This window comes from Paenibacillus sp. FSL R7-0026, from assembly GCF_038004485.1.
Lineage (GTDB): Bacteria > Bacillota > Bacilli > Paenibacillales > Paenibacillaceae > Paenibacillus > Paenibacillus xylanexedens_A.
Map to the genome: position 1 here is coordinate 1,064,241 of NZ_JBBORG010000001.1, position 20,617 is coordinate 1,084,857.

Genomic DNA, 20,617 nt, shown 5'->3' on the forward strand with positions numbered 1-20,617 from the left:
AATTTCTAACGAACTGCATACGTCTTATGTGGGCAATATTGATGTGGTGGAAAATGTAACGAATCTCAGCGATGCTATTTCATTCGAAATAGGCGATAAACAACGTTTTTACACCTAATACGCGAATATAACGTGTCTCAGGTTCGTTACATTTTCAGATGAGCTGAAATGCACCGAATAGGGTCACTTCAGTTCGTTAGCTGTAGAATAAGGCATCAAAATTTCAATAAGAACACCAAAAATGAAGAACCAATGCATAAGGGACAAAACCGGATGATCTCCGATTTGTCCTTTTTGCTTTGCTCCTTTTTTCAGACAAGTCTTATATAAAAAATGACACGCGTAGCTATTTTCCACGTATTACCTGATAACATTTCTTCTCCACAATCTGCCGTCTCTTAGGACGAACTTTTATGGATTGACCACAAAATTTCCTGCCAAGTTCCACGTTGTCCCTGAAAATATGAAATGGGATAAGCCCAAACCACGTATATTATGAGTATTCAAATATCCAATCATATCCACCTGAGAGCGTTAACATCATGTACAATAAGAATAAGTTGAACAGGAAAATTACGACATGAAGCACCAATATATAACATGAAAGGAGGTCGGATGATTGAACATGATCAAGTACATAAAATTGCTGGGGTTGATCTCCGGTATTGTGACTGTGAATGTTCTCGCATTCTCACCCGGCTTTATCGGGCTGAATTTCGGGGGAGGGGCTTTCACAACTGCGCTATCCGTTACCCTTCTGTTCGGCAGTGCAATGGCACTCTTATATGGAAGTTACAACTTGCTGTTCAGACAACCGGTAGTCCTGCCCGTGAAGCATATTGAAACGCATGAAGATTATGTGGAGGCACTATCTTTTTATAGACGCATTAAAGTTCTCGAAGAAGATATTACGCTGGGGCTGTCCCAACTTAGCCGGATAAAAAAGAAGAAAGAAACCCTCCTGAACGTGCTTCATCAGCGGTTTGATCCGGGTGAACTGAGCTACAAGAAATTCGCTTCGGTCACACTGGAAGTGGAGAAGTTGTTATACCTGAACATTCGAAGTGTGCTGAATCGGTTGAATGTATTCGATGAAGCTGACTATGCCAACATGATGAAATCCAAGTCCTCAACACTTCCCCAGAAGCTTTTTCAGGAAAAAACCAAGGTATACAACGATTATCTGTCTTATGTGAAAAATGCATTACACACCAATGAGGAAATTTTGCTCAAGCTCGATCAGTTGTTACTCGAGATTTCACGCCTCGACAGCTTTGAAGCCGGAGATATTGAACAGATGCCTTGTATGCAGGAGATTGATCAGTTAATCAAGCACACCAAATTATACAGACAGTGAGGGGTTGCTCGTATGGCCAAGAAGGGAAAGTTTTTTTTTATATCGATTGTAATGCTGGTGCTCGTATTTGGTCTGGTCTATGCAGGGATTACACTGACGTCGAACTTTGGCAAGTCAACCACACAGGTGAGCACAGAGAATGCAGGTAAGGAACTGGGAAAACTGTACGCGGACATTGCGCCAGCGACGGCGGAACCGGTCAAAGGACAGATTGATCTCGACCCGGTCGATGTGGCAGAATCACTGCCAGATATCTCTAAATTTGCAATTGCCGTAGAGAATACAACAAATGATTACGTCGAAATCTTCTCTTCCACGGAGAAGTCGGGCAGCGGGGTAGACGGCTGGTTAACCGAAGTGGGCGAGGAGTTCAACAAAGCAAATATTACCGTTGGTGGGAAACAAGTATCGGTCAAAATCCGCAACATTGCCTCCGGAACAGCCACCGATTATATCAAGTCTGGTAAGTATATGCCGGATGCATTCACACCTTCCAATGAACTGTGGGGCGAGATGGTTGAGGCCAGTGGGGTGAAGACAGAGATGGTATCCGAGCGACTGGTCGGGAATGTTCCGGGTATTGTCATCTCCAAAGCCAAATATGATGCACTGGTTGATACGTACGGCTCCGTGAATGTAAAAACCGTAACCGAAGCCATTGCCAACAATGAACTCGCGATGGGATATACCGATCCATTTGCCAGCTCCACAGGACTGAATTTCCTGGTGACCGCACTGAATACGTATGACAGCGCCAACCCGCTTGGAGAGAAGGCTATTGAAGGATTCGAAAAGTTCCAGACGAATGTTCCGTTTACCGCTTCAACAACGATTCAGATGCGGGAAGCTGCCAAGTCCGGCAGACTGGATGCCTTTGTACTCGAATACCAGACGTATGTGAATACCGCTGATCTGAAGAGTGGATACGTCTTTACACCATTTGGTGTGAGACATGATAGCCCGCTGTATGCATTGGGACAATTGCCGCAGAACAAACAGGAAATCATCCAAAAGTTTGCGGAATTCGTAACCCAAGCGAAGTACCAACAATCGGCGGAAGAATTTGGTTTCAACGGGTTACAGGATTACAAATCCGAGCTGGCTACCGTGGATGGCGGCACGTTGTTGTCTGCACAGAAAGTCTGGAAAGAGAAGAAGAACGGCAGTAAACCCATTGCCGCCGTGTTCGTGACGGACGTATCCGGAAGCATGGATGGCGAACCGCTCAACCGACTGAAGGAGTCCTTGCGCAAAGGTCAGAAGTATTTGGGCACAGACAACAGTATTGGCTTGGTTTCTTACTCCAGCGGCGTAACCGTGAATCTGCCGATTGCCAAGTATGATACGAACCAGCAGTCCATGTTTGTCGGAACAGTTGATAGTCTGCAAGCTGGCGGCGGTACGGCGACCTTTGACGGGATCGTGGTGGCGATGAAGATGCTGGAAGATTATATGGCTGCTGATCCAAACGTGAAGCCGTTGATTTTTGTCCTGAGTGATGGCGAGACCAACGAAGGTCATACCCTCAAGGATATCCGGGATCTGGTCGAAACGTACAAAGTGCCAATCTATACGATTGGATACAACGCGGACATCAAGGCTTTGGAGAGCATCTCCAGCATTAACGAAGCTGCAAGCATCAATGCCGATACCGACGATGTCGTGTACAAGATTGGTAACCTGTTTAACGTACAGATGTAATCTAAAGGGGGAACTGTAGATGTCATTTTCAATGGAAATACCGAGCCAGAAGGAAATTCAGAAGGTGATTGAAGAAGAGGTGAAACCCGTGCCCGCCGAGGTCGCGGAGCTTCAACAAGTGGCAAATGCCAACGTAGAGATGATCATGACACTGGACCTCGAATCCTTGGAGAAGCGCAAAGAGATTTTGCAATCCATTGACGGCTTTGGTATGAACACGATGAGATCCTCTTCTGAGAAAAACGCCTTGCTTCAAGTCTCCGTTGGACATCTTTCCAAGACGGGAGACGAGGGCGGTCAGGTCGCCAAAGGCTTGACCGAGCTGCATATGCAACTGAAGGATCTCGACCCAAGCGTGGTCGACTTTGCCAAGACCGGTTTCCTCGGGAAATTGTTCAATCCACTTCGCGCCTATTTCCTGAAATATCAGAAGGCTGACGCAGTCATCGCTGACATCGTAACCTCTTTGGATAAAGGCAGATCCACGCTACGTAACGATAATACGACGCTGGAGATCGAACAGCAGAACCTGCGAGAACTCACCAAACGACTGCAAAAGGAGATTCAGCTTGGCGTGCTCATGGATGAGTCTATCGATGCACAGATTGAAGCCGCCAAGGTCCGCAATGAGGACCCTGAAAAAGTCCGGTTTATTACGGAAGAAGTGCTGTTCCCTCTCCGTCAGCGGGTCATGGATCTGCAACAAATGCTGGTCGTTAATCAGCAGGGCATTATGGCGATTGAAGTAGTCATCCGCAATAATAAGGAACTGATCCGCGGCGTAGACCGGGCGAAGAATGTAACGATCTCGGCATTGAAAATTGCCGTTACGGTAGCAAGTGCTTTGTATAATCAGAAGATTGTATTACAGAAGATCGAGTTGCTGAACCAGACAACCAACGATCTGATTGCCGGTACTTCCAAAATGCTGAAGGATCAGGGAATTGCCATTCAGAAGCAGGCGTATGAAGCCAGCATCTCCGTGGATACGATGAAACAGGCGTTCACCGATGTGCTGTCAGCACTCGATTCAATCAGTCTTTATAAGCAGGAAGCTCTGCCAAGAATGCGTGAGACGATTAACCAGTTCCGTGAACTTGCGGATACCGGAGAGCAGCAGATTCAACGGTTGGAGAAAGGGCAGAAGCTAGGGCTGTGATCAGAAGAGAGAGAGATAAATACGCTTTATATTGTTATCTTTATTTCTATAATTAGAAAAAGCGACCGTTCCTCATTAAACATGAGGAACGGTCGCTTTTTGGGTTTCTATGAAGATAGGTACTAACTGTCATACCCCAAGCTTCTTGCATAAGCGTATAACTGTTGTTCGCATTGATCCATTAGAACACTAGCGGTGTTTACTTTGGCGTTACCCTGTTTTAGTAACGTGTAATTCACTTTGTTCTTGGATACTGCCTTTTGGTACAACAGGTACCCTTCGAGCTGAGTGTAACTTGCCTTAACAAATGTGGCGTGGATTTTCTTGATTTGCGGGTTGGCAGGTTTGATTTGTTTTGCCTTGGATACCAATTTAGTATAATTGGGGATCACCGTATTCGTAAGTTTAAGATACATGGACTTGCGGTTGGTTGAAGTTACCTGGGTGTCGATGCTTTCCAAAGCTGTGAAGGCTTTGGCCTCATAAGTTTCAAGAGAAAATAACTGATTAGTGTACTCTTTAAATTCTGCATAACTCTGATCTAAATCTGAATATGTAGAGGTTACTACTTTGGCTGCATCAGCAGAAGCGGCTGGAGAGAGAAACACTCCGCCAAGCAAAACAAAACTGGTAATCAATGATATAATCCACGACTTTTTCAAATGTAATGTCATCCTCCTTTTGTTTGTATTCCATTGGATAACCTAACATATCATTACCAAAAATTACAGGAATACATTTACATAATTTTAGTGGGAAAGCTTTCTTGAAATTCCTCTTATCATCCTACTATAGGGAATTAAGACGATTCAAAATTTCAGTTTTTTAACACGACATTATCCGGTTTGTAATGGATGATTTTGAACAACTCCTCGGCCATGTAAGCGGGGGTGTGCTTGAAATCTTGTCTGATCCACTCCATGATCATGCCAAATATCGCATGAGATTGGTAGCTTGCCAATATTTCATGGTTGATGTGCGCAGGGAAGATATGGTTCAGATCCTGTAAAGCGAGATCCCGAAGGACATCACAGATCATACGCTGGAAGTTGGAGGAAGCCTCGGATTTCACAACCAGTGTGTAGAATTGTGCGTGTTGGTGCACATGCTCAAATATAGTGATCGCCGAAGAGGGCATCAGATTGACTTCGAACTCTTCCTCATCCTGATAAGGTTTGCGGAAAGAAGTTACCAGATCCTGAATCACATCATCGATGATTTCGTTGAACAGGTCTTCTTTGTACTGATAATGCCTGTAGAAAGTTCCCCGATTCAGGTCAGCTCGCTGCACAATATCCGTAATCGATATTTCTTTAAAGGGATGTTTTTGCATCAAATGGATGAGTGCATCCTTCAGTGCAGCTATTGATTTTTTAATTCTTCGGTCCATTGAATTCAGAGTTTCAGACATCTATTTTCCTCCTCGCGAGTTCACTTTATTAGTTAAAGTACATTCGGGCTTATTAGTGTTGTTTAACGTACAACTGGACAAGCTTTTACTGATTGAAGTGAAACGCTATGACTTATTATACTAAGGATAGGAGTTAATGAACATTTGTTTGTTAACTTATTGTAAACGAATACACAAAGGAGGATACAGGAATGAAACTTCAAGATAAAGTTGCAGTTGTTACAGGTGCTGGTTCAGGTATGGGGAAAGCAATTGCCACGTTGTACGCCCAAGAAGGCGCGAAAGTAGTCGTATCGGATATTAACGAAGAATCCGCACAAGCGGTAGTGAATGATATTAAGGCACAGGGCGGAGAAGCGATTGTCGTTCTGGCCAATGTAGCCAAAGAAGAAGATGTGCAAAACCTGATCGATACGACGGTTAGCACATACGGTACAGTAGATATTCTGATTAACAATGCGGGAATTATGGATGGCATGGAGCCGGCAGCAGATATAACGGATGAGAAGTGGGAGAGATTGTTTGCTGTAAACACAACCAGTGTGATGCGGACAACACGTAAAGTATTGCCGATCTTCCTGGAAAAACAAAAAGGTGTTATCGTGAACATTGCTTCAGCAGGTGGATTGCAGGGCGGACGTGCGGGAGCGGCTTATACAGCTTCAAAACATGCGGTCGTAGGATTCACCAAAAATACAGGATACATGTATGCTGAGCAAGGCATTCGTTGTAATGCAATCGCTCCAGGAGCCGTAGCAACCAACATCAGCGCATCTATGGCTGGTATTAGCCCATACGGTGCAGGCCGGCAACAGCTTGGGATGGCAATCAACCCACGCATCGGGACGAGCGAAGAGATCGCCAAAGTGGCTTTGTTCCTTGGATCTGACGAGTCCAGCTTCGTGAACGGAACTGTCGTTACAGCAGATGCTGGCTGGAGCTCTTACTAATCCATTCAAGTGCAGTCCAGCATGGAGTACGGAAATAGTGTGTGAATTAAGGAAGCCGCATGAGTATATGCGGCTTCTTTTTTTGTACCTATGCACCTACGTACGGTGGATAACAGCATCATATTCCGTGTAGGACAAACGTTTGCACTACTACACGGATACTCGAAATGAATCAATCTGAGGGTGGCCTTGGCTTGGAAAAGAGTGAGGATTCACGCACGATCAGACGATGGGGGATGATGACCGGATTATGAAGCTGTGGTTCCCCACTAAGAATTTTTAACAATACCCGAACGGCTGTATAACCAAGCTGATAAGTCCCGATGTCGATAGAGCTTAGGGGTGGAGAAGCCAGTTCCGATAATGCAATATTGTTAAAACTGACCACACTGATATCTTCAGGCACCAGATAATGAAGCTCGGCAAGAGCTCTCAATACCCCGAAGGCCACGTTGTCATCAATGACAACAATTGCGGTGGGTCTGTCCGGCAAGGACATGAACAGTGACATCGCTCTGAATCCACTTTCCTGCAGAAATTCGCCTTCCACAATCCAATCACTATCCGCATCCAGCCCGGCTTGGGCAAGCGCTTTTTGATAACCTAACATGCGATCATGCGATAACGTAATGTCCGGAGGACCGCTGACAAATCCGATTCGAGTATGTCCCTGAGCGATTAGATGATGAGTCGCATCATAAGCAGTCTGCACATTATCGTTATCCACCATGGGGGCATTTGGATGGGCCTCACTGCGACCGATTAACACAAAAGGAAACTTTTCTGCTTCCAAAAAAGAAATGATGGGATCATCTCGTTTGGACCCAAGCAGCAAAATACCATCCACCCTTCGGCCATGCACAAGGCGGGATATCGCATGCAATTCATTGTCTGATGATGTTTCGGTTGTTAGCAGCAATTCATAATTCATACGGGTGGCATGTGTAATAATACCTCGCAGCAATTCTCCGAAAAAGTAATTTTGAAACAACTCTTCTGCAGGACGCGGGAGCATAATGCCAAGGGTGTGTGTTGTTTTGGAAACCAGGCTCTTCGCGATGATGTTGGGATGGTAGTTCAATTCTTTCATAATTTGTTTCACTTTGAGAGATGTCTTGGTGCTGATTCTGGGATGGTTGGAAATCACCCGTGACACTGTAGAAGGGGAAACACCCGCCAATTTGGCAATATCCTTGATCGTAATCATGTAAAAAATCCCTTCTGAACAATCGTATAAATATTCTCCTATGGTAATCCAAAGGATACGAGAAATCAATTGCTAACTGCCGAGTAAGGGATGCACGTGAAGTGAAATTAAGGAAGAAAGAGTCAGAACAAGGAAACAGGAAATTACTGTAGGTAGAATAAGGAAATTGGTTAAAATTGAGCAAATATGGCTTGTGCAAACGTTTGTGCAAATAAAGATCGTTATTGTATGATGTGATTGTTATTGTAGCGCTTACATCTTTGGATTTACATGCTTATTGACTTGTTTACCCCTACATATTGAACGGAGAGGTCATCTTGTCTTCCATTTGAGCAAACGTTTGTGCAAAAGTGAACATGGGATGCAAAACCTGACAACTTACGCAGACAAAAGGGTGAAAAGCGCGAACTTTGTTGGACCAAGCAGAGGGAAGGGGACATTTTACATGAGAAAATGGCAAGGGGCAGCATTGTCCGTCATGATGGCTTTTACACTGGCTGCGTGCGGGGCTGGAGGCGGAAGTCCATCTCCAACTACGGCAGGTGAGAATCCGGAGGAAGTTGTAGAACTGACAGCCGAGAACCTTCAACCGGAAGAAGGGGCAACCCTGGTGATCTGGGAGGATAAAAATCAAAGTAGCTTTATTGAGCAAAGGGTCAAAAAATTCGAAGAAAAATATGGGGTAACGGTCAAAATGGAGGAATTACCTCCAACCGATCAGGTAACCAAGCTGACGACGGATGGCCCAGCGGGTCTGGCGGCAGATGTGGTTGTTTTCCCACATGATAAGATTGGTAGCGCTTCAGAGGCGGGACTTATTCTGCCCAATGACATATTCGAAGCAGAGACCGCAGAGAACACCAGCGACAACGCACTGAAGGCAGTGACGTTCAAGGATATCCTGTACGGCTATCCGTACAGTGTGGAGACCTACGCCCTTTTCTATAACAAGGCACTCTATCCAGAAGCTCCGAAAAACTTTGATGAGATTATCAGTTTCGCCAAGACGTTCAATAATGTGAAGTCTAATCAGTATGCGCTGATGTGGGAATTGCAGCAATTTTACTATAACTATGCGTTCCTGGCTTCACAGGGCGGTTATATTTTTGGGGACAACGGGATGGATAGCGCGGATCTCGGTCTGAATAACGAAGGAGCCCAGAAGGGTGGACAGTTCTTGCAGACGCTGAAGTCGGAAGTGCTGCCGCTCAAGATGGGTGACGTGAACTATGATATCAAAAAAGGATTATTCTCCAGCGGCAAGCTGGCTATGGACATTAACGGTCCGTGGACCATTGCCGATTATCGCAATGCAGGTATTGATTTTGGCGTTGCTCCGCTTCCGGCAATCGATGGCAAACCGATGACCTCCTTCTCAGGTGTTAAAGCCTATTATGTGAATGCATTTACACAATACCCGAATGCGTCGAAGCTCTTGGCAGCGTTCCTTTCCAATGAAGAAGCTCAGATGGAGAACTTTGACCTGAATGGTACACTTCCTGCGAACAAAAACGTGGCTGCTGATCCGAAGCTACAAGAGGACCCAATCAACAAGGCGTTCCTGGAACAGTTCAATAACTCAACACCAATGCCTTCGCTTCCTGCCATGGACAGCGTATGGGGACCAATCACGTCGGCCATTACGGATATCTGGGATACCGATAAGGACGTGAAGGCGTCACTGGATAACGCTGTGAAACAGATCCAGGAAAGCCTTGCAACCGTCCAATAAGAACGAACGACGAGTGCAAAGATATGCATAAGAACTGTATAAATTGAACTTCATATTTACACAAAAACGGAGAGGGCAGAAGGAAGCTGAAGAAGTGAAACGCTCGCCTTTATCACCGGATTTTCTTTTTTGAAAAGGGATCAAAAAAAATCTGGGGATAACAGCGATCGGAAGCTTGTTCTGTCATCGGAGTGGTCAGTGTAAGTACACTTTTGTTCAATATATACAAGTTAGCAATAGGCGGGGAGGAGAGAGCGAATGCAACAGCAGCATGTCCCGGTGCCTGTTGGACCGAACAGGGAAAGACAGCACCGGATGACAGCGGCTATATGTTCCATCATACTGCAAGGTCTTGGACAGCTGTACAATCGACAATGGATTAAGGGAATTTGTCTACTGTTACTGGAGGGAGCAGGGCTTGCGTACCTGCTTCCTCGCCTGTCGCAGGCTGTATGGGGCATATGGACACTGGGGGAAAATACACAGCGTTTTGTCAAAGTGAATGGGTCCACTGTACTTCAAAGGGGAGACCATTCCATCTTTTTGCTGCTTGATGGCATTATCGTACTGCTGGTGTTTTTTGTGTTTATCCTGATCTACATCCTGAATATTCGGGATGCGTACGTCACGGGGCTCGCGAGGGAGGAAGGCAAGCAGACCCTGGGCGCAGCGGCTTCGCTTCGGAACATGATGGACAAAAACTTTCCGTACCTGTTTCTGTCCATTCCGGCATTGGGCATACTTTTCTTCACCGTTATGCCCATTCTATTTACGATCACGATCGCGTTTACCAACTATTCGGCCCCGGATCATATTCCGCCAGCCAAACTCGTGGACTGGGTAGGCTTCAAGACGTTCAGCGATTTGATTCAGCTAAAATCCTGGAGCCAGACATTTTACGGCGTGCTCACTTGGACGGTCATCTGGGCTATTCTGGCGACAGTCACCACCTATTTTGGCGGCGTGCTTGTGGCACTGTTGATTGAACAGCGGGGCATACGCTTCAAAAAGCTGTGGCGGACCATTTTCATTCTGCCTTATGCCATCCCGCAGATCATCTCCTTGCTGCTCATGCGTAATCTGTTCAACGGTCAGTTTGGTCCGATCAATACGTACATGAGAGCGTTTGGGCTGGAGGGATTACCCTGGCTGACAGATCCGTTCTGGGCCAAGGTTACCGTCATTGTTGTCAACATGTGGATCGGTATTCCGGTCAGTATGGTGCTGATTCTGGGTGTATTGACAGCCATCCCTCGTGATCTCTACGAGGCTGCCGAAGTGGACGGAGCATCTGCGTTTCAGAAGTTCAGGATCATTACGATGCCGTTCATTCTTTTTGCCACAACTCCGGTACTCATCATGCAGTTCGCCGGAAATTTCAACAACTTCAATGTCATCTTCCTGCTGACCAACGGAAATCCACTGCGGGGAGACTACCAGTACGCAGGGGCAATGGATCTGCTGGTAACCTGGCTCTACAAGCTCACGCTCGACAATAACAAATTCAACATGGCTTCAGCGGTAGGCATTATCATCTTCCTCATTATCGCTTCATTCTCTATCTGGAACTTCCGCCGCTCCAAATCATTCAAGGAGGAGGACATGATTCAATGAAGACACGTAATAATCCGCTGCGTTTGGTCCTGAGTTATGTGCTGTTGCTGATCATCGCCGTTGTCTCCATCTATCCGGTACTCTGGATCTTTCTCTCTTCCCTGAGACCCGGTGCGGCATTGTTTAGTGAACGGTTATGGCCGGAAGCTTTCACGTTGACCCATTACGGGGAGCTGTTCAATAACCCGTCCTTTATGTACGGCAGATGGTATATGAACACGCTGAAAATTGCCTTTTTCACGATGATCTTCTCTACGCTGATGGTGACACTTGGGATGTATGCCTTGTCCCGCTTCCGCTTCCGTGGACGTAAAACGATTCTCTCCACCATGCTAATTTTGGGCATGTTCCCAAGCTTTATGAGCATGATTGCAATCTATATCATTTTGCTGCAAATTAAATTGCTCGACACTCATGCTGCGCTCATCCTGGTCTATTCATCAGGAGCGGTACTGGGCGGATTTATCGTCAAAGGTTTCTTTGATACGATTCCCCGTAGTCTGGATGAAGCGGCCCGCATGGATGGTGCGAGTCACCTGCGGGTATTCACCAGCATTATCTTGCCTTTATCCAAACCAATGCTGACTTATGTGGCACTAACCAGTTTCACTGGTGCGTGGATGGACTTTATCTTCGCCCGCCTGGTGCTGCGGACGAAGGAGAACTGGACACTTGCAGTAGGCATGTGGGATCTGGTCAACAGGTATCAGGACAGTAACTTTACGATGTTTGCTGCGGGGGCGGTTTTGATCGCTATTCCAATTACCCTGCTGTTTGTTTTCCTGCAACGATTCCTTGTTCAGGGTCTGACAGCAGGAGCTTCTAAAGGGTAAACGCAGACTCAGCAAGAAACATTATAGGTCTAGAGACAATTTCATCAGCTAAGATAACGACGGCATGATTAGTCTCGATAGCGTAACACTCACTTAACTCAGGCACTTCCGTATTGTCATGTCTTTATCGACTGGCACTGCTGCGGAAGTGCCTGATTCTGTAGGGGCTCGAATCATGATTAGGGAGGAACGTGATGTATGGGCATGAACCCGTCCAGTGAGCCCGAGATTATCGGATACCAAGATGGACAAGCTGCATTGCATGATACTAAAGCTCCGCGAACACTATGGCGTAATGTTACCTTTCGCAGGATATTGTACGGCTACGGCATTTCGGTCTTTGGGGATTGCTTCAATGGGATTGCGATCAGTCTGTGGGTGTTACAGACCACAGGGAGTGCAAAGAGCATGGCAGCCGTACAGATCTGCAATATGGCCGTCAGCTTTCTGTTTGGATCGGTGGCGGGTACGGTTGCAGACCGATTGGATCGCAGGAAGCTGATGCTGGTCTCGGATGTATTTCGGGGCGTAATGGCGGTACTGATTGCGGTTAGCTTATTCGGTTGGCATGCACCGTTTCCAGTGGTGCTGCTGTTGCTCTCACTCTCCATGTTTTCAAGCCTGTTTCAGGCCCCTGCATTCCATGCCTCTGTAGCAAGTATGGTGGGCAGAGAACATATTCAACAAGCGACCGGCACCATTCATATGGTGGATAATCTTGCCCGAATCAGCGGTCTTGCTGCGGCGGGCGTTGCTGTTGCTGCATTTGGCGGATTCGTTGCCATATTAATTACAGGGGCAACTTTCTTGTTGTCCGCAGTCTGTGTACTGATGGCAGGTCGCTTTCCAGAGGTACGGCGATCCGTTAGTCAGCAGACCACGTTTGCTCAGGAATGGCGTAGTTCGTTTGCCTACATCTATCGGAATCGTCTGATCCGTTCCATCGTATTGCTCAATCCCGTACTGATTTTGTTTTTCATGTCAGCCATGATGCTGGTTCAAGTGATGGCGGTCAAGGTGTGGGAGGCGAATCCGGTGCAGTTTGGATTAATTGAGACCTGTATTCCGCTGGGATACATGATTGGCTCTGCGCTGTTGATTACTTCGGGAAAACGATTGAAGCGAAGAGGGAAATGGGTATTTATCGGTCTGATTGTATTAGGGCCGCTTTATATTTTTTTGGCGAATGTATCCTCACCAATCATGGCGTTGCCGTTCATCGTGGGCGGAGGTGCGATGTTCGCCTGCTGTACGATGCTTACCCAGATTATGCTGAGGACAGCCGTTCCGGACGAGCTGCAAGGAAGGGTCTATGGCGTAGTTGGAACAATCACCAGTACAGCGCCCATTCTGGGATTGACGGTTGTCTCCGTATTGGCAGATCAATGGGGGGCAGCTTCTGTGCTGCAAGGCGTGGGCATATTACTGCTGGCGACAGGTATTCTGGCAGCGACAACGTTGAAGTCGATCCGAACCTATCATTAGAAATGTGAGATAAAGATCCAATCTATATTAGTTGAACTATAAACATTTACATGATCACGGAGCGGGCAGAAGCAATCTGCAAAAGAGAAGCGTTCGCCTAAAAGATTTCTGAAAGAAAGCTACATTGGAAGTATACGCTAATCCCAGATTTTCCCTGTATAGAAGGGGATCAAATAACTGGGGGTAACAGCGATGGGAGATGGATCTGACCGTGTAGTGGTCAAGTGTAGAGTCATTTGTTCAATTTATATAGCATAATCCAATAGCAAAACCCGGAGCATACGCTGCTTTAGCGTAACTCCGGGTTAGCTTGTGGACAAAATATTCTACTGCCAGTTTACATTTACAGTCGCTGTACCGCTGGTTGGTGTGGTGAACGTGTGGTTGGAACCACCTTCCCACGTAATGGTTGCACCATTTTTCTTGAAGAATTTGAACTCCAGTTGTTTCCCGGCTGGCACGCTCACATCATAGTACCAAGTTGGGTAGGCGTGGATAACCTGATTGAAAGCAGGTCCAATAGCTGTTGTGCCCGTGCTCCAGTTACCCAGTTCTGCTACGTTACCCGTCAGATAGATGTTCTGACCCAGTGTGGTGGACGCATTGTTAATGACGAATCGTACAGTGACCTGATCACCCGTAAGGATGGTGAAGTTGTTATACGCATTGCTGTTGACGCCATTCGCAGCTACTTTTACAGCATAATTGCCTGCGGCAACAGCTGGGATCGTCACTTTGATCTGCGTATCTTCCCACGATGTGATCGCAGCACCGGTAACGGCTGTTGTACCGAAGTATACCGTACCTTTGGTGGAGCCAAATCCACGTCCGCTAATGGTAACGACATTACCCGGTTTGCCCATCACCGGACCTACATGTCCGATCGTTGGTGTTGTCTCGCTTGTTGTATATTGCCATACCGCTGTTGCACCGGCTGCCAGTGTGAAGGAAGAGACGTTGCCATTGGTGGAAGTGATGTTATTACCGTTCAGTGCACCGCCCAATACATCGGTGTAGTTGCCTGTTGGCAGTGAAGTGCTTAGATTCGCAATGCTTGCTGGTGTGGAGAGATTACGGTTCACTGCAACAACAGCTACACTTTTGCCAAATTTGCGTTCATAAACGTACACATCATTATTGATCCAGCGTTGCTGAGTAGAGCCATAGGCGATTGCTGGATTGGATTTGCGCAAAGGGGCCAGCTTGCTGATCACGTTGAAAGCAGTGGTTGTTTTGGAGAAGGAAGGCATTTTGGCCCGATTATCAGGGTCTCCGTTACCCGTCAGATACTGCTCGGTACCATAATAGATGGCAGGTACGCCGCGTGAAGTCAGCGTGAAAGCCAGCGCTTGTTCCAGACGACGGTTGTTGACGGCACTTGTTTTGAACCGATCCATATCATGGTTGTCGATGAACGTGACTTGGTCATTCACCTGATTGTAATCTGCCGCTGTGCCTGTAATCATCGAATCCAGAGCATACATGTTGGATGTGTTATCCCGGAAGACGTCACGTACGGCAGAGTTAAAGCGAAAATCAAGCAGGCTCATTCCAGATTCGTTGGCAAATTCCGTGTTATCTGCATCAGATGCAGCAGATCCAAGGAACCATTCACCAAAGGTGAATACAGGTTTATGTGCATAGATGGAGGACATCCAGCTCTTTTGCCAGCCGAGAGGCATATGTTTCACCGCATCAACGCGAATACCATCCACGCCCATATCAAGCCATAGCTTGATTGCATCTTTGAAATATTGATCAATAGTACTGTTATTGTGATTCAGGTCAGCGAGGTCATAGAGGTTTTTGTAGATACCATTCTCTAGGGAGGAAAAATCGGAGCCGCCGTTGTGATGGAAATATCCATTTGTATCATTTGTGTATCCGCCAACAAGATTACCGTTATCGTACAACTTGCCATTCTCTGCAAAGGAGGTATCGGTCTCCATGGCAGGAGATGTGTGGTTTGGTGCAAAGTCAATTACGATCTTGATGCCTTTGGCATGAGCGGTTGTAATCAGATTTTGAAAATCAGCCATCGTTCCGAAATACGGATTGGTCTTCTTGAAATCACGTGCCCAGTAGCCATGATACGCTGTGTTGATCACACCGCCGTAGTTGATTGTGGCGAAGATATTTTCGACCGGTTGGGAGATCCACAGTGCCGTAACGCCCAGATCGCTAAAATAGTTATCGTTGATTTTGTTGATCAGACCCTGCCAGTCGCCTCCGCAATACAACTTCAGGTTACTACAAGTGGCATCGTAGGCAGCTCCAGTCGGATTGTTGGAAGGATTGCCGTCCAGGAAGCGGTCCGTGAAGATCTGATAGATGACGTCTGTACTAAAGTTCTGCTTGTTGGTAACCGCGGTATCCGCATCGGCATAGATCGCTGAAGCAGGCAGATAGGGAAGTGCGCCCCCTGCAAGTAAACTGAGTGTCAGTGTTGTGCTGAGGAGTACACGTTTGGCCATTTGAAACATAGTAATCCACCCTTCTCGTGAATGTAGTAGTTTAGATAAACAACCAACCTGGCTCTTGAATAATAGCGCTTTCAATACAACGGAGTGTTACGCAGTGGATTGAAGACTTCCCTCCTTTTGACACGCTAACAACCCCGGCATCTCCTTCGGGAGTTACCGGGGTTGTCCTAAACCGCTCAGGTTTAAAAGCATGGCCCTCGAGTTATGATCACAACGTTATCGTAAGAAATATTGGATCTTATGTCAATAACTTTTTTGGGAGCATTTATTTTCTATTTTTATGTTTACAAAAGCATGTCCGGGGATTTAAACTATTCGCAGATTCACAATATAAGGGCTATGTATCCCGGAACACTTACGTGTGTTCTGGGACAACCCCGTCTCTTCTGAGGCGGGGTTATTTGTATTATGCAGTCGAATTGGGAGAAGAGAGGCGGTTGATGATCGTTGAGTACCCATTCTGTCATCGAATGTTTGGAAGGCATTCAGGCGTCGCGGCTGGGCAATATCCGCAACATCTATGTGTACCTCCCGCCCGGTTACCATGAGCAGGCAGCTCGGCATTATCCGGTTCTGTACGTTCATGCGGGGCAGCGGGCTTTTGGTCCATCCCGGCCAGGCAATGAAACATGGAACATGGATCAGGCAGCGGACGGGCTAATTGCCTCCGGGCAAATTGAATCACTGATTATTGTCGGTATTGCACATGTCCGTCCAGTCACGCACAACGAATTCTACCACTACATTGCTCCTGAGAGAGAGGCCGTGAGTGTGGGGTGCTCAGGCATCGACTATGAGCATTTCATCATTCATGAGCTCAAACCGCTCATTGATCATCGATATCGGACGCTGCCGGACAAGTCGAATACCGGGTTGTTGGGTTCATCTGCCGCAGCACTTTGTACATTGCACATGGGGATGCGAAATCCGGATGTTTTCGGAAAACTGATCATGATGTCGCCATTCTATGTGGATGTGCAGCTGGACGAAACATCGGAAAGCGGGCTGTTGGAAGAAAACATGTATCGCTTGCCAGAAGAGGTACCCGACGTTCGGATGTGGATGGATATTGGAGACACGGAAGGTCTGTTTCTGCCTTCCCAGGTCAGAAGAGTAGCTCATCAATTGCTTGAACGGGGAGTCAGATCGGGTGCGGAATTGGCATTTCTGGAACAGCAGGGTGCCTGTCATCAGGAAGGTGACTGGGGAGCACGCGTTCATCTCCCGTTACTGTACATGTTCGGCCACTTGGGTAAGCCCTCCTCGCTCGAACTGCTTGGAAGGGATGTCATCGGACTACAGGGTGGAATGACCGTGTGTATCAATGCACAAATGCACTACGAGAGCGGATTGGTTCAGAGTCTGCTGCATGGGAATTATACTTCGAGTGACCCGAATGTACTTCAGATTCATGCGAGTGGAGAGTTGGTTCCTGTCGGTATTGGAAGTGCATTCATTACGCTGACTGTGGGGGAACTGTCTGCTACACGCATCTACACTGTCGTTCCTGAAATGTCCACTCATGTGGAGGTCTGCATTCGTGCAGAGGTAGCTCCCGACGAAGACTCGGAGGAAACGATATATGGTGGCATGGGCATGAAGCTTGTCCGTTCTGGTAAAGGTCGATATGAAGGTAGTTACCGAGTCCCACGTGATAGTGGGTTCTCCTTCCGATTTACACGTGGTTTCCGCCGTTTCGAGACCGATGTGGATGGCAAACCTATTGCCAATCGGGTATTTCGAGCGACAGATGATATGTCTGTGCATTACCTAATCCAATCCTGGGGCAGTACGTCAGCCAAAACGGGAACAGGAGGCCCAAAATGATTATTCCTTCATTCGCTCCAGTGCTGGACATTCCCTATTATTATCCCTGCAATTTTCCTCTGATTCATGAAGTGCTCCATCGACAAGGATCCATCACAAGTCTTGCACTGTTGGCGGCAAGTCGGTTGTACAGCCTTCCTTCGTGCGGGGATAACGGACTGGTGAAGCCTTATTTTCACAAGCTGGATTATGCAGAGCCGATCTGGGAGATGTATGGTCAGCGACAGCTGGACAGCTTTGAGGAAGGCAAGACGCAGATCCGGCAGCATATTGGCGAAGGTGGGCTTTTTTTGGCTACAGGAACCAGTTATCATCTGCCTTACTGTGAGGATTATCAGAATCCCGAGTACATTCGCAAACACGTGAAGCAAGGCTCCCGACTGCATCTGGTAGACCATTGGATTGCCGTATATGGTCTGGATGATGAGCATGTTCATGTCTACGACCCCGTGCCCTCCAAGTATAAGGGGAAGGTTGCTCAAGAAGCCTTTCATGATTTCTGGAAAGGGAACCAAAGCATACCTGAGCTTGCGCAGGCCAAACGCAAAGAAGAACTCCGAACGTATGGCACCATGGACATTCGGGCGACTGTAAAGCTGGATTCTGTCGGTTACCGCGACATGTTGACCCAGGCGTTAACAACGCAGATTGAAGAATTTCTGACAGGCCGGACGATTACGCAAGGAGAACGCAATTATTATTTTGGACATGCGGTATCGCTGCAACTGTTACATGCACTGCATGAGGCGAATGAAGAGGAACAGGCCAATGAAATGCTAATATCCGGTCTGCTGTTTGATATGCGATGGAGTCGATATTTTCTTCGAGATCTTCTTCAGGAGTCTGCCTTATGGCTAGGTTCTCCACTTGATCAATATGCGAGAGAATTCAGCGACATCATTGCACGGTGGGAGAAGGCATACAATATGCTGCAGGTCAGCCGGATGAAGCAGCGTGAGCACTGGAGAGTGCAGCTAACAGGTGTCATTAAAATGTTGGTCACCGATGAATGGCAATGGTATGAGTCACTTCGACAGTCCATACCTCAGGCAGATTGCTTCCCACGTCAGGCCGTGTTGATGATTGGACAAGAACACAGGGAGGATTTGCTCCGTATCGTATTGGATAGTTGCCGGGAGTTAAACGCGTACCATAATACAACGATTCCACTTGGTGAGGGTGGTAACGCTCCACTGTACGGACGAAGTGGGCAACTGGATTCGCTGGAACTCGTGTCATTGCTTGCAGTGGTAGAGCAGGGAATTGAAGATCGATGGGGAACAGGAATGGGCGCCGCTCTGGCGGAGATGGCTGCTGCTTCCATGCCGGAAAGCCCTTATCAGACCGTAGGTTCACTTGTTGATTATCTCGCACAGCAATGGGCGCCTGCCCGTGAGGAGGATGCACAGTGGTAATCCAATTCTTGCTTGAACGATTCGCGGAGCAGGGACAGCGTCCTGCGCTGATCTGGAAGGATCAGGAGTACAGCTATCGGTGGCTGCTGGAACAGGTTGGCATCATGAGTAAGTGGATTACAGCAGAAGGACTGACTGGGCAACTTGTAACGCTGGAGGAAGACTATTCCCCCTATGCAGCGGCAGCATTGGTTGCTTTGCTCGGACAAGGGTGTATCGTGCTCCCCATGGATCGGAACCTGGTTGAAGCCAAACGAGAGGAATATATCCAGCTGGCACAGGTGAAGTGGCGTTTGGGCGTTGAAGAAGGCAAGTTGTGCATTCGGCAAACATGTGAATTATCTGGAGAGGTTCCTGTGTTGTTATCCTTGCTGGCACAAGAAGGCGTAGGCGGACTTGTACTCTTTTCATCCGGATCAACCGGAGTGAGTAAAGCGACTGTGCATCGTGCAGATCGGCTGTTACATGGTTTTCGGCGGCAGGTTCGGCCTTTGCGAACGATTCCTTTTATGATGTTTGATCATATCGGCGGTGTGAATACCATGCTGCAATCCCTGTCCAGTGGGGGCTGTCTCTGTATCATTGCGGATCGATCTCCCGAAGAAGTGTGCCGAACGATTGAGAAGTTTCGTGTGCAGGCTCTTCCGGTCTCTCCAACATTCATGAATCTGTTGCTGCTGGGCAGAAATGATGAAGGGTATGACCTGTCCAGTCTTGAGGTTGTATCATATGGTTCGGAAGTGATGCCTGAATCCGTACTGGCAGCCTGGAACCGGAGATTTCCACAGATCCGGACGATACAAGCCTATGGCATGTCTGAACTTGGCATTCTGCCAACCCGCTCCAAAGAGCCAGGCTCGTTGCTGTTTTCCATTCAAGATGAAGAGGTCAAGTATCGGGTGGTGGAAGGAGAATTGCAGATTCATACGGAAACCGCGATGATCGGATATCTGAATGCACCTTCACCTTTTACAGAGGACGGGTGGCTGCGAACTGGCGATGAAGCCGTGCTGGAGCAGGGGTACATTCGTATTCTGGGACGTCGTTCCGAGATCATTAATGTAGGAGGACGGAAAGTGTATCCTGCCGAGGTCGAGGGTGTTCTGGAAGAGATGGAATGTATTGAAGCGGCCGTAGTTTCGGGAGAACAGAGTGGTATCACGGGTCAGAGGGTGAAGGTGACTGTCCGGCTGGCTACAGAATGTACTCTCACCGATCTGCGGCGATCCATCTGGGAATATTGTCGGGACAAGCTGCCTTCATACAAGATTCCGCAGAAAATCGTAATTACACAGGGAGCTCTCGTAAGTTCAAGAATGAAGAAAATACGAAAACCGATGACTTCGATATCCTTCGCCTCGGCTGGGAAATAGGTCGCTGTCATCAATGAGTATCAGGCGGGAGAGTAGGGGGGTTAACCTATCTGGAAACGCGAAAGGGAAT

The 20,617-nt window shown here is 47.4% G+C and carries 15 protein-coding genes; 11 read left to right on the top strand and 4 right to left on the bottom strand.

Features of this window, described 5'->3' with window-relative positions; all coding sequences use genetic code 11:
• Positions 1 to 625: 625 nt before the first annotated feature.
• From MKY44_RS04775 to MKY44_RS04785, 3 genes are read left to right on the top strand one after another with little or no spacing between them, the layout of a single operon-like run.
• Positions 626 to 1,357 carry a hypothetical protein gene (locus tag MKY44_RS04775; protein ID WP_341009781.1) on the top strand — a complete coding sequence of 244 codons (732 nt, stop codon included), beginning with the start codon at positions 626 to 628 and terminating at the stop codon, positions 1,355 to 1,357.
• A 12-nt stretch (positions 1,358 to 1,369) separates the two neighbouring features.
• Positions 1,370 to 3,058, top strand: coding sequence for a vWA domain-containing protein (locus MKY44_RS04780; RefSeq protein WP_341006207.1), 1,689 nt, complete (start codon positions 1,370 to 1,372; stop codon positions 3,056 to 3,058).
• Positions 3,059 to 3,077: 19 nt separating this feature from the next.
• Complete coding sequence (locus tag MKY44_RS04785; protein WP_017690481.1) at positions 3,078 to 4,217, top strand: toxic anion resistance protein; 1,140 nt, start codon at positions 3,078 to 3,080, stop codon at positions 4,215 to 4,217.
• Between the two features lie 122 nt (positions 4,218 to 4,339).
• On the opposite strand, the gene MKY44_RS04790 is transcribed toward MKY44_RS04785, so the two are convergent.
• Complete coding sequence (locus MKY44_RS04790; RefSeq protein WP_341006208.1) at positions 4,340 to 4,891, bottom strand: hypothetical protein; 552 nt, start codon at positions 4,889 to 4,891, stop codon at positions 4,340 to 4,342.
• 143 nt (positions 4,892 to 5,034) lie between these two features.
• Positions 5,035 to 5,628, bottom strand: a complete 594-nt coding sequence (locus MKY44_RS04795) for a TetR/AcrR family transcriptional regulator (RefSeq protein WP_341006209.1) — start codon at positions 5,626 to 5,628, stop codon at positions 5,035 to 5,037.
• Positions 5,629 to 5,819: 191 nt separating this feature from the next.
• Here MKY44_RS04795 and MKY44_RS04800 point away from each other — a divergent pair, with 191 nt between their 5' ends.
• Entirely contained in the window at positions 5,820 to 6,578 is a 759-nt protein-coding gene (locus MKY44_RS04800) for an SDR family oxidoreductase (protein WP_341006210.1), read from the top strand.
• A gap of 172 nt (positions 6,579 to 6,750) precedes the next feature.
• On the opposite strand, the gene MKY44_RS04805 is transcribed toward MKY44_RS04800, so the two are convergent.
• On the bottom strand, positions 6,751 to 7,785 hold the full coding sequence (locus tag MKY44_RS04805; protein WP_341006212.1) for a LacI family DNA-binding transcriptional regulator: 1,035 nt from the start codon (positions 7,783 to 7,785) through the stop codon (positions 6,751 to 6,753).
• A gap of 445 nt (positions 7,786 to 8,230) precedes the next feature.
• On the opposite strand from MKY44_RS04805, the gene MKY44_RS04810 reads away from it, so the two are divergent.
• The 4 genes from MKY44_RS04810 (at position 8,231) to MKY44_RS04825 (ending at position 13,449) form a co-directional block, all read left to right on the top strand.
• Positions 8,231 to 9,517, top strand: a complete 1,287-nt coding sequence (locus MKY44_RS04810; RefSeq protein WP_341006213.1) for a sugar ABC transporter substrate-binding protein — start codon at positions 8,231 to 8,233, stop codon at positions 9,515 to 9,517.
• Positions 9,518 to 9,775: 258 nt separating this feature from the next.
• On the top strand, positions 9,776 to 11,131 hold the full coding sequence (locus MKY44_RS04815; protein WP_341006214.1) for a sugar ABC transporter permease: 1,356 nt from the start codon (positions 9,776 to 9,778) through the stop codon (positions 11,129 to 11,131).
• Positions 11,128 to 11,964, top strand: a complete 837-nt coding sequence (locus tag MKY44_RS04820; RefSeq protein ID WP_341006215.1) for a sugar ABC transporter permease — start codon at positions 11,128 to 11,130, stop codon at positions 11,962 to 11,964. The genes MKY44_RS04815 and MKY44_RS04820 overlap by 4 nt, the downstream gene beginning before the upstream one ends.
• 198 nt (positions 11,965 to 12,162) lie before the next feature.
• Positions 12,163 to 13,449 carry an MFS transporter gene (locus MKY44_RS04825; protein WP_341006216.1) on the top strand — a complete coding sequence of 429 codons (1,287 nt, stop codon included), beginning with the start codon at positions 12,163 to 12,165 and terminating at the stop codon, positions 13,447 to 13,449.
• 326 nt (positions 13,450 to 13,775) lie between these two features.
• Here the strand turns inward: MKY44_RS04825 and MKY44_RS04830 are convergent, their stop codons facing one another.
• Entirely contained in the window at positions 13,776 to 15,932 is a 2,157-nt protein-coding gene (locus MKY44_RS04830) for an alpha-amylase family glycosyl hydrolase (protein WP_307414839.1), read from the bottom strand.
• 447 nt (positions 15,933 to 16,379) lie between these two features.
• Between MKY44_RS04830 and MKY44_RS04835 the strand changes: the two genes are divergently transcribed.
• Genes MKY44_RS04835 through MKY44_RS04845 form a run of 3 tightly spaced genes read left to right on the top strand, consistent with a single transcriptional unit; the run spans position 16,380 to position 20,547 of the window.
• Entirely contained in the window at positions 16,380 to 17,759 is a 1,380-nt protein-coding gene (locus tag MKY44_RS04835; RefSeq protein ID WP_341006217.1) for an alpha/beta hydrolase, read from the top strand.
• Positions 17,756 to 19,174, top strand: a complete 1,419-nt coding sequence (locus MKY44_RS04840; RefSeq protein WP_341006218.1) for a hypothetical protein — start codon at positions 17,756 to 17,758, stop codon at positions 19,172 to 19,174. The genes MKY44_RS04835 and MKY44_RS04840 overlap by 4 nt, the downstream gene beginning before the upstream one ends.
• Entirely contained in the window at positions 19,168 to 20,547 is a 1,380-nt protein-coding gene (locus MKY44_RS04845) for an ANL family adenylate-forming protein (RefSeq protein WP_341006219.1), read from the top strand. Before MKY44_RS04840 ends, MKY44_RS04845 begins: the two co-directional genes overlap by 7 nt.
• The last annotated feature ends 70 nt before the right edge of the window (positions 20,548 to 20,617 follow it).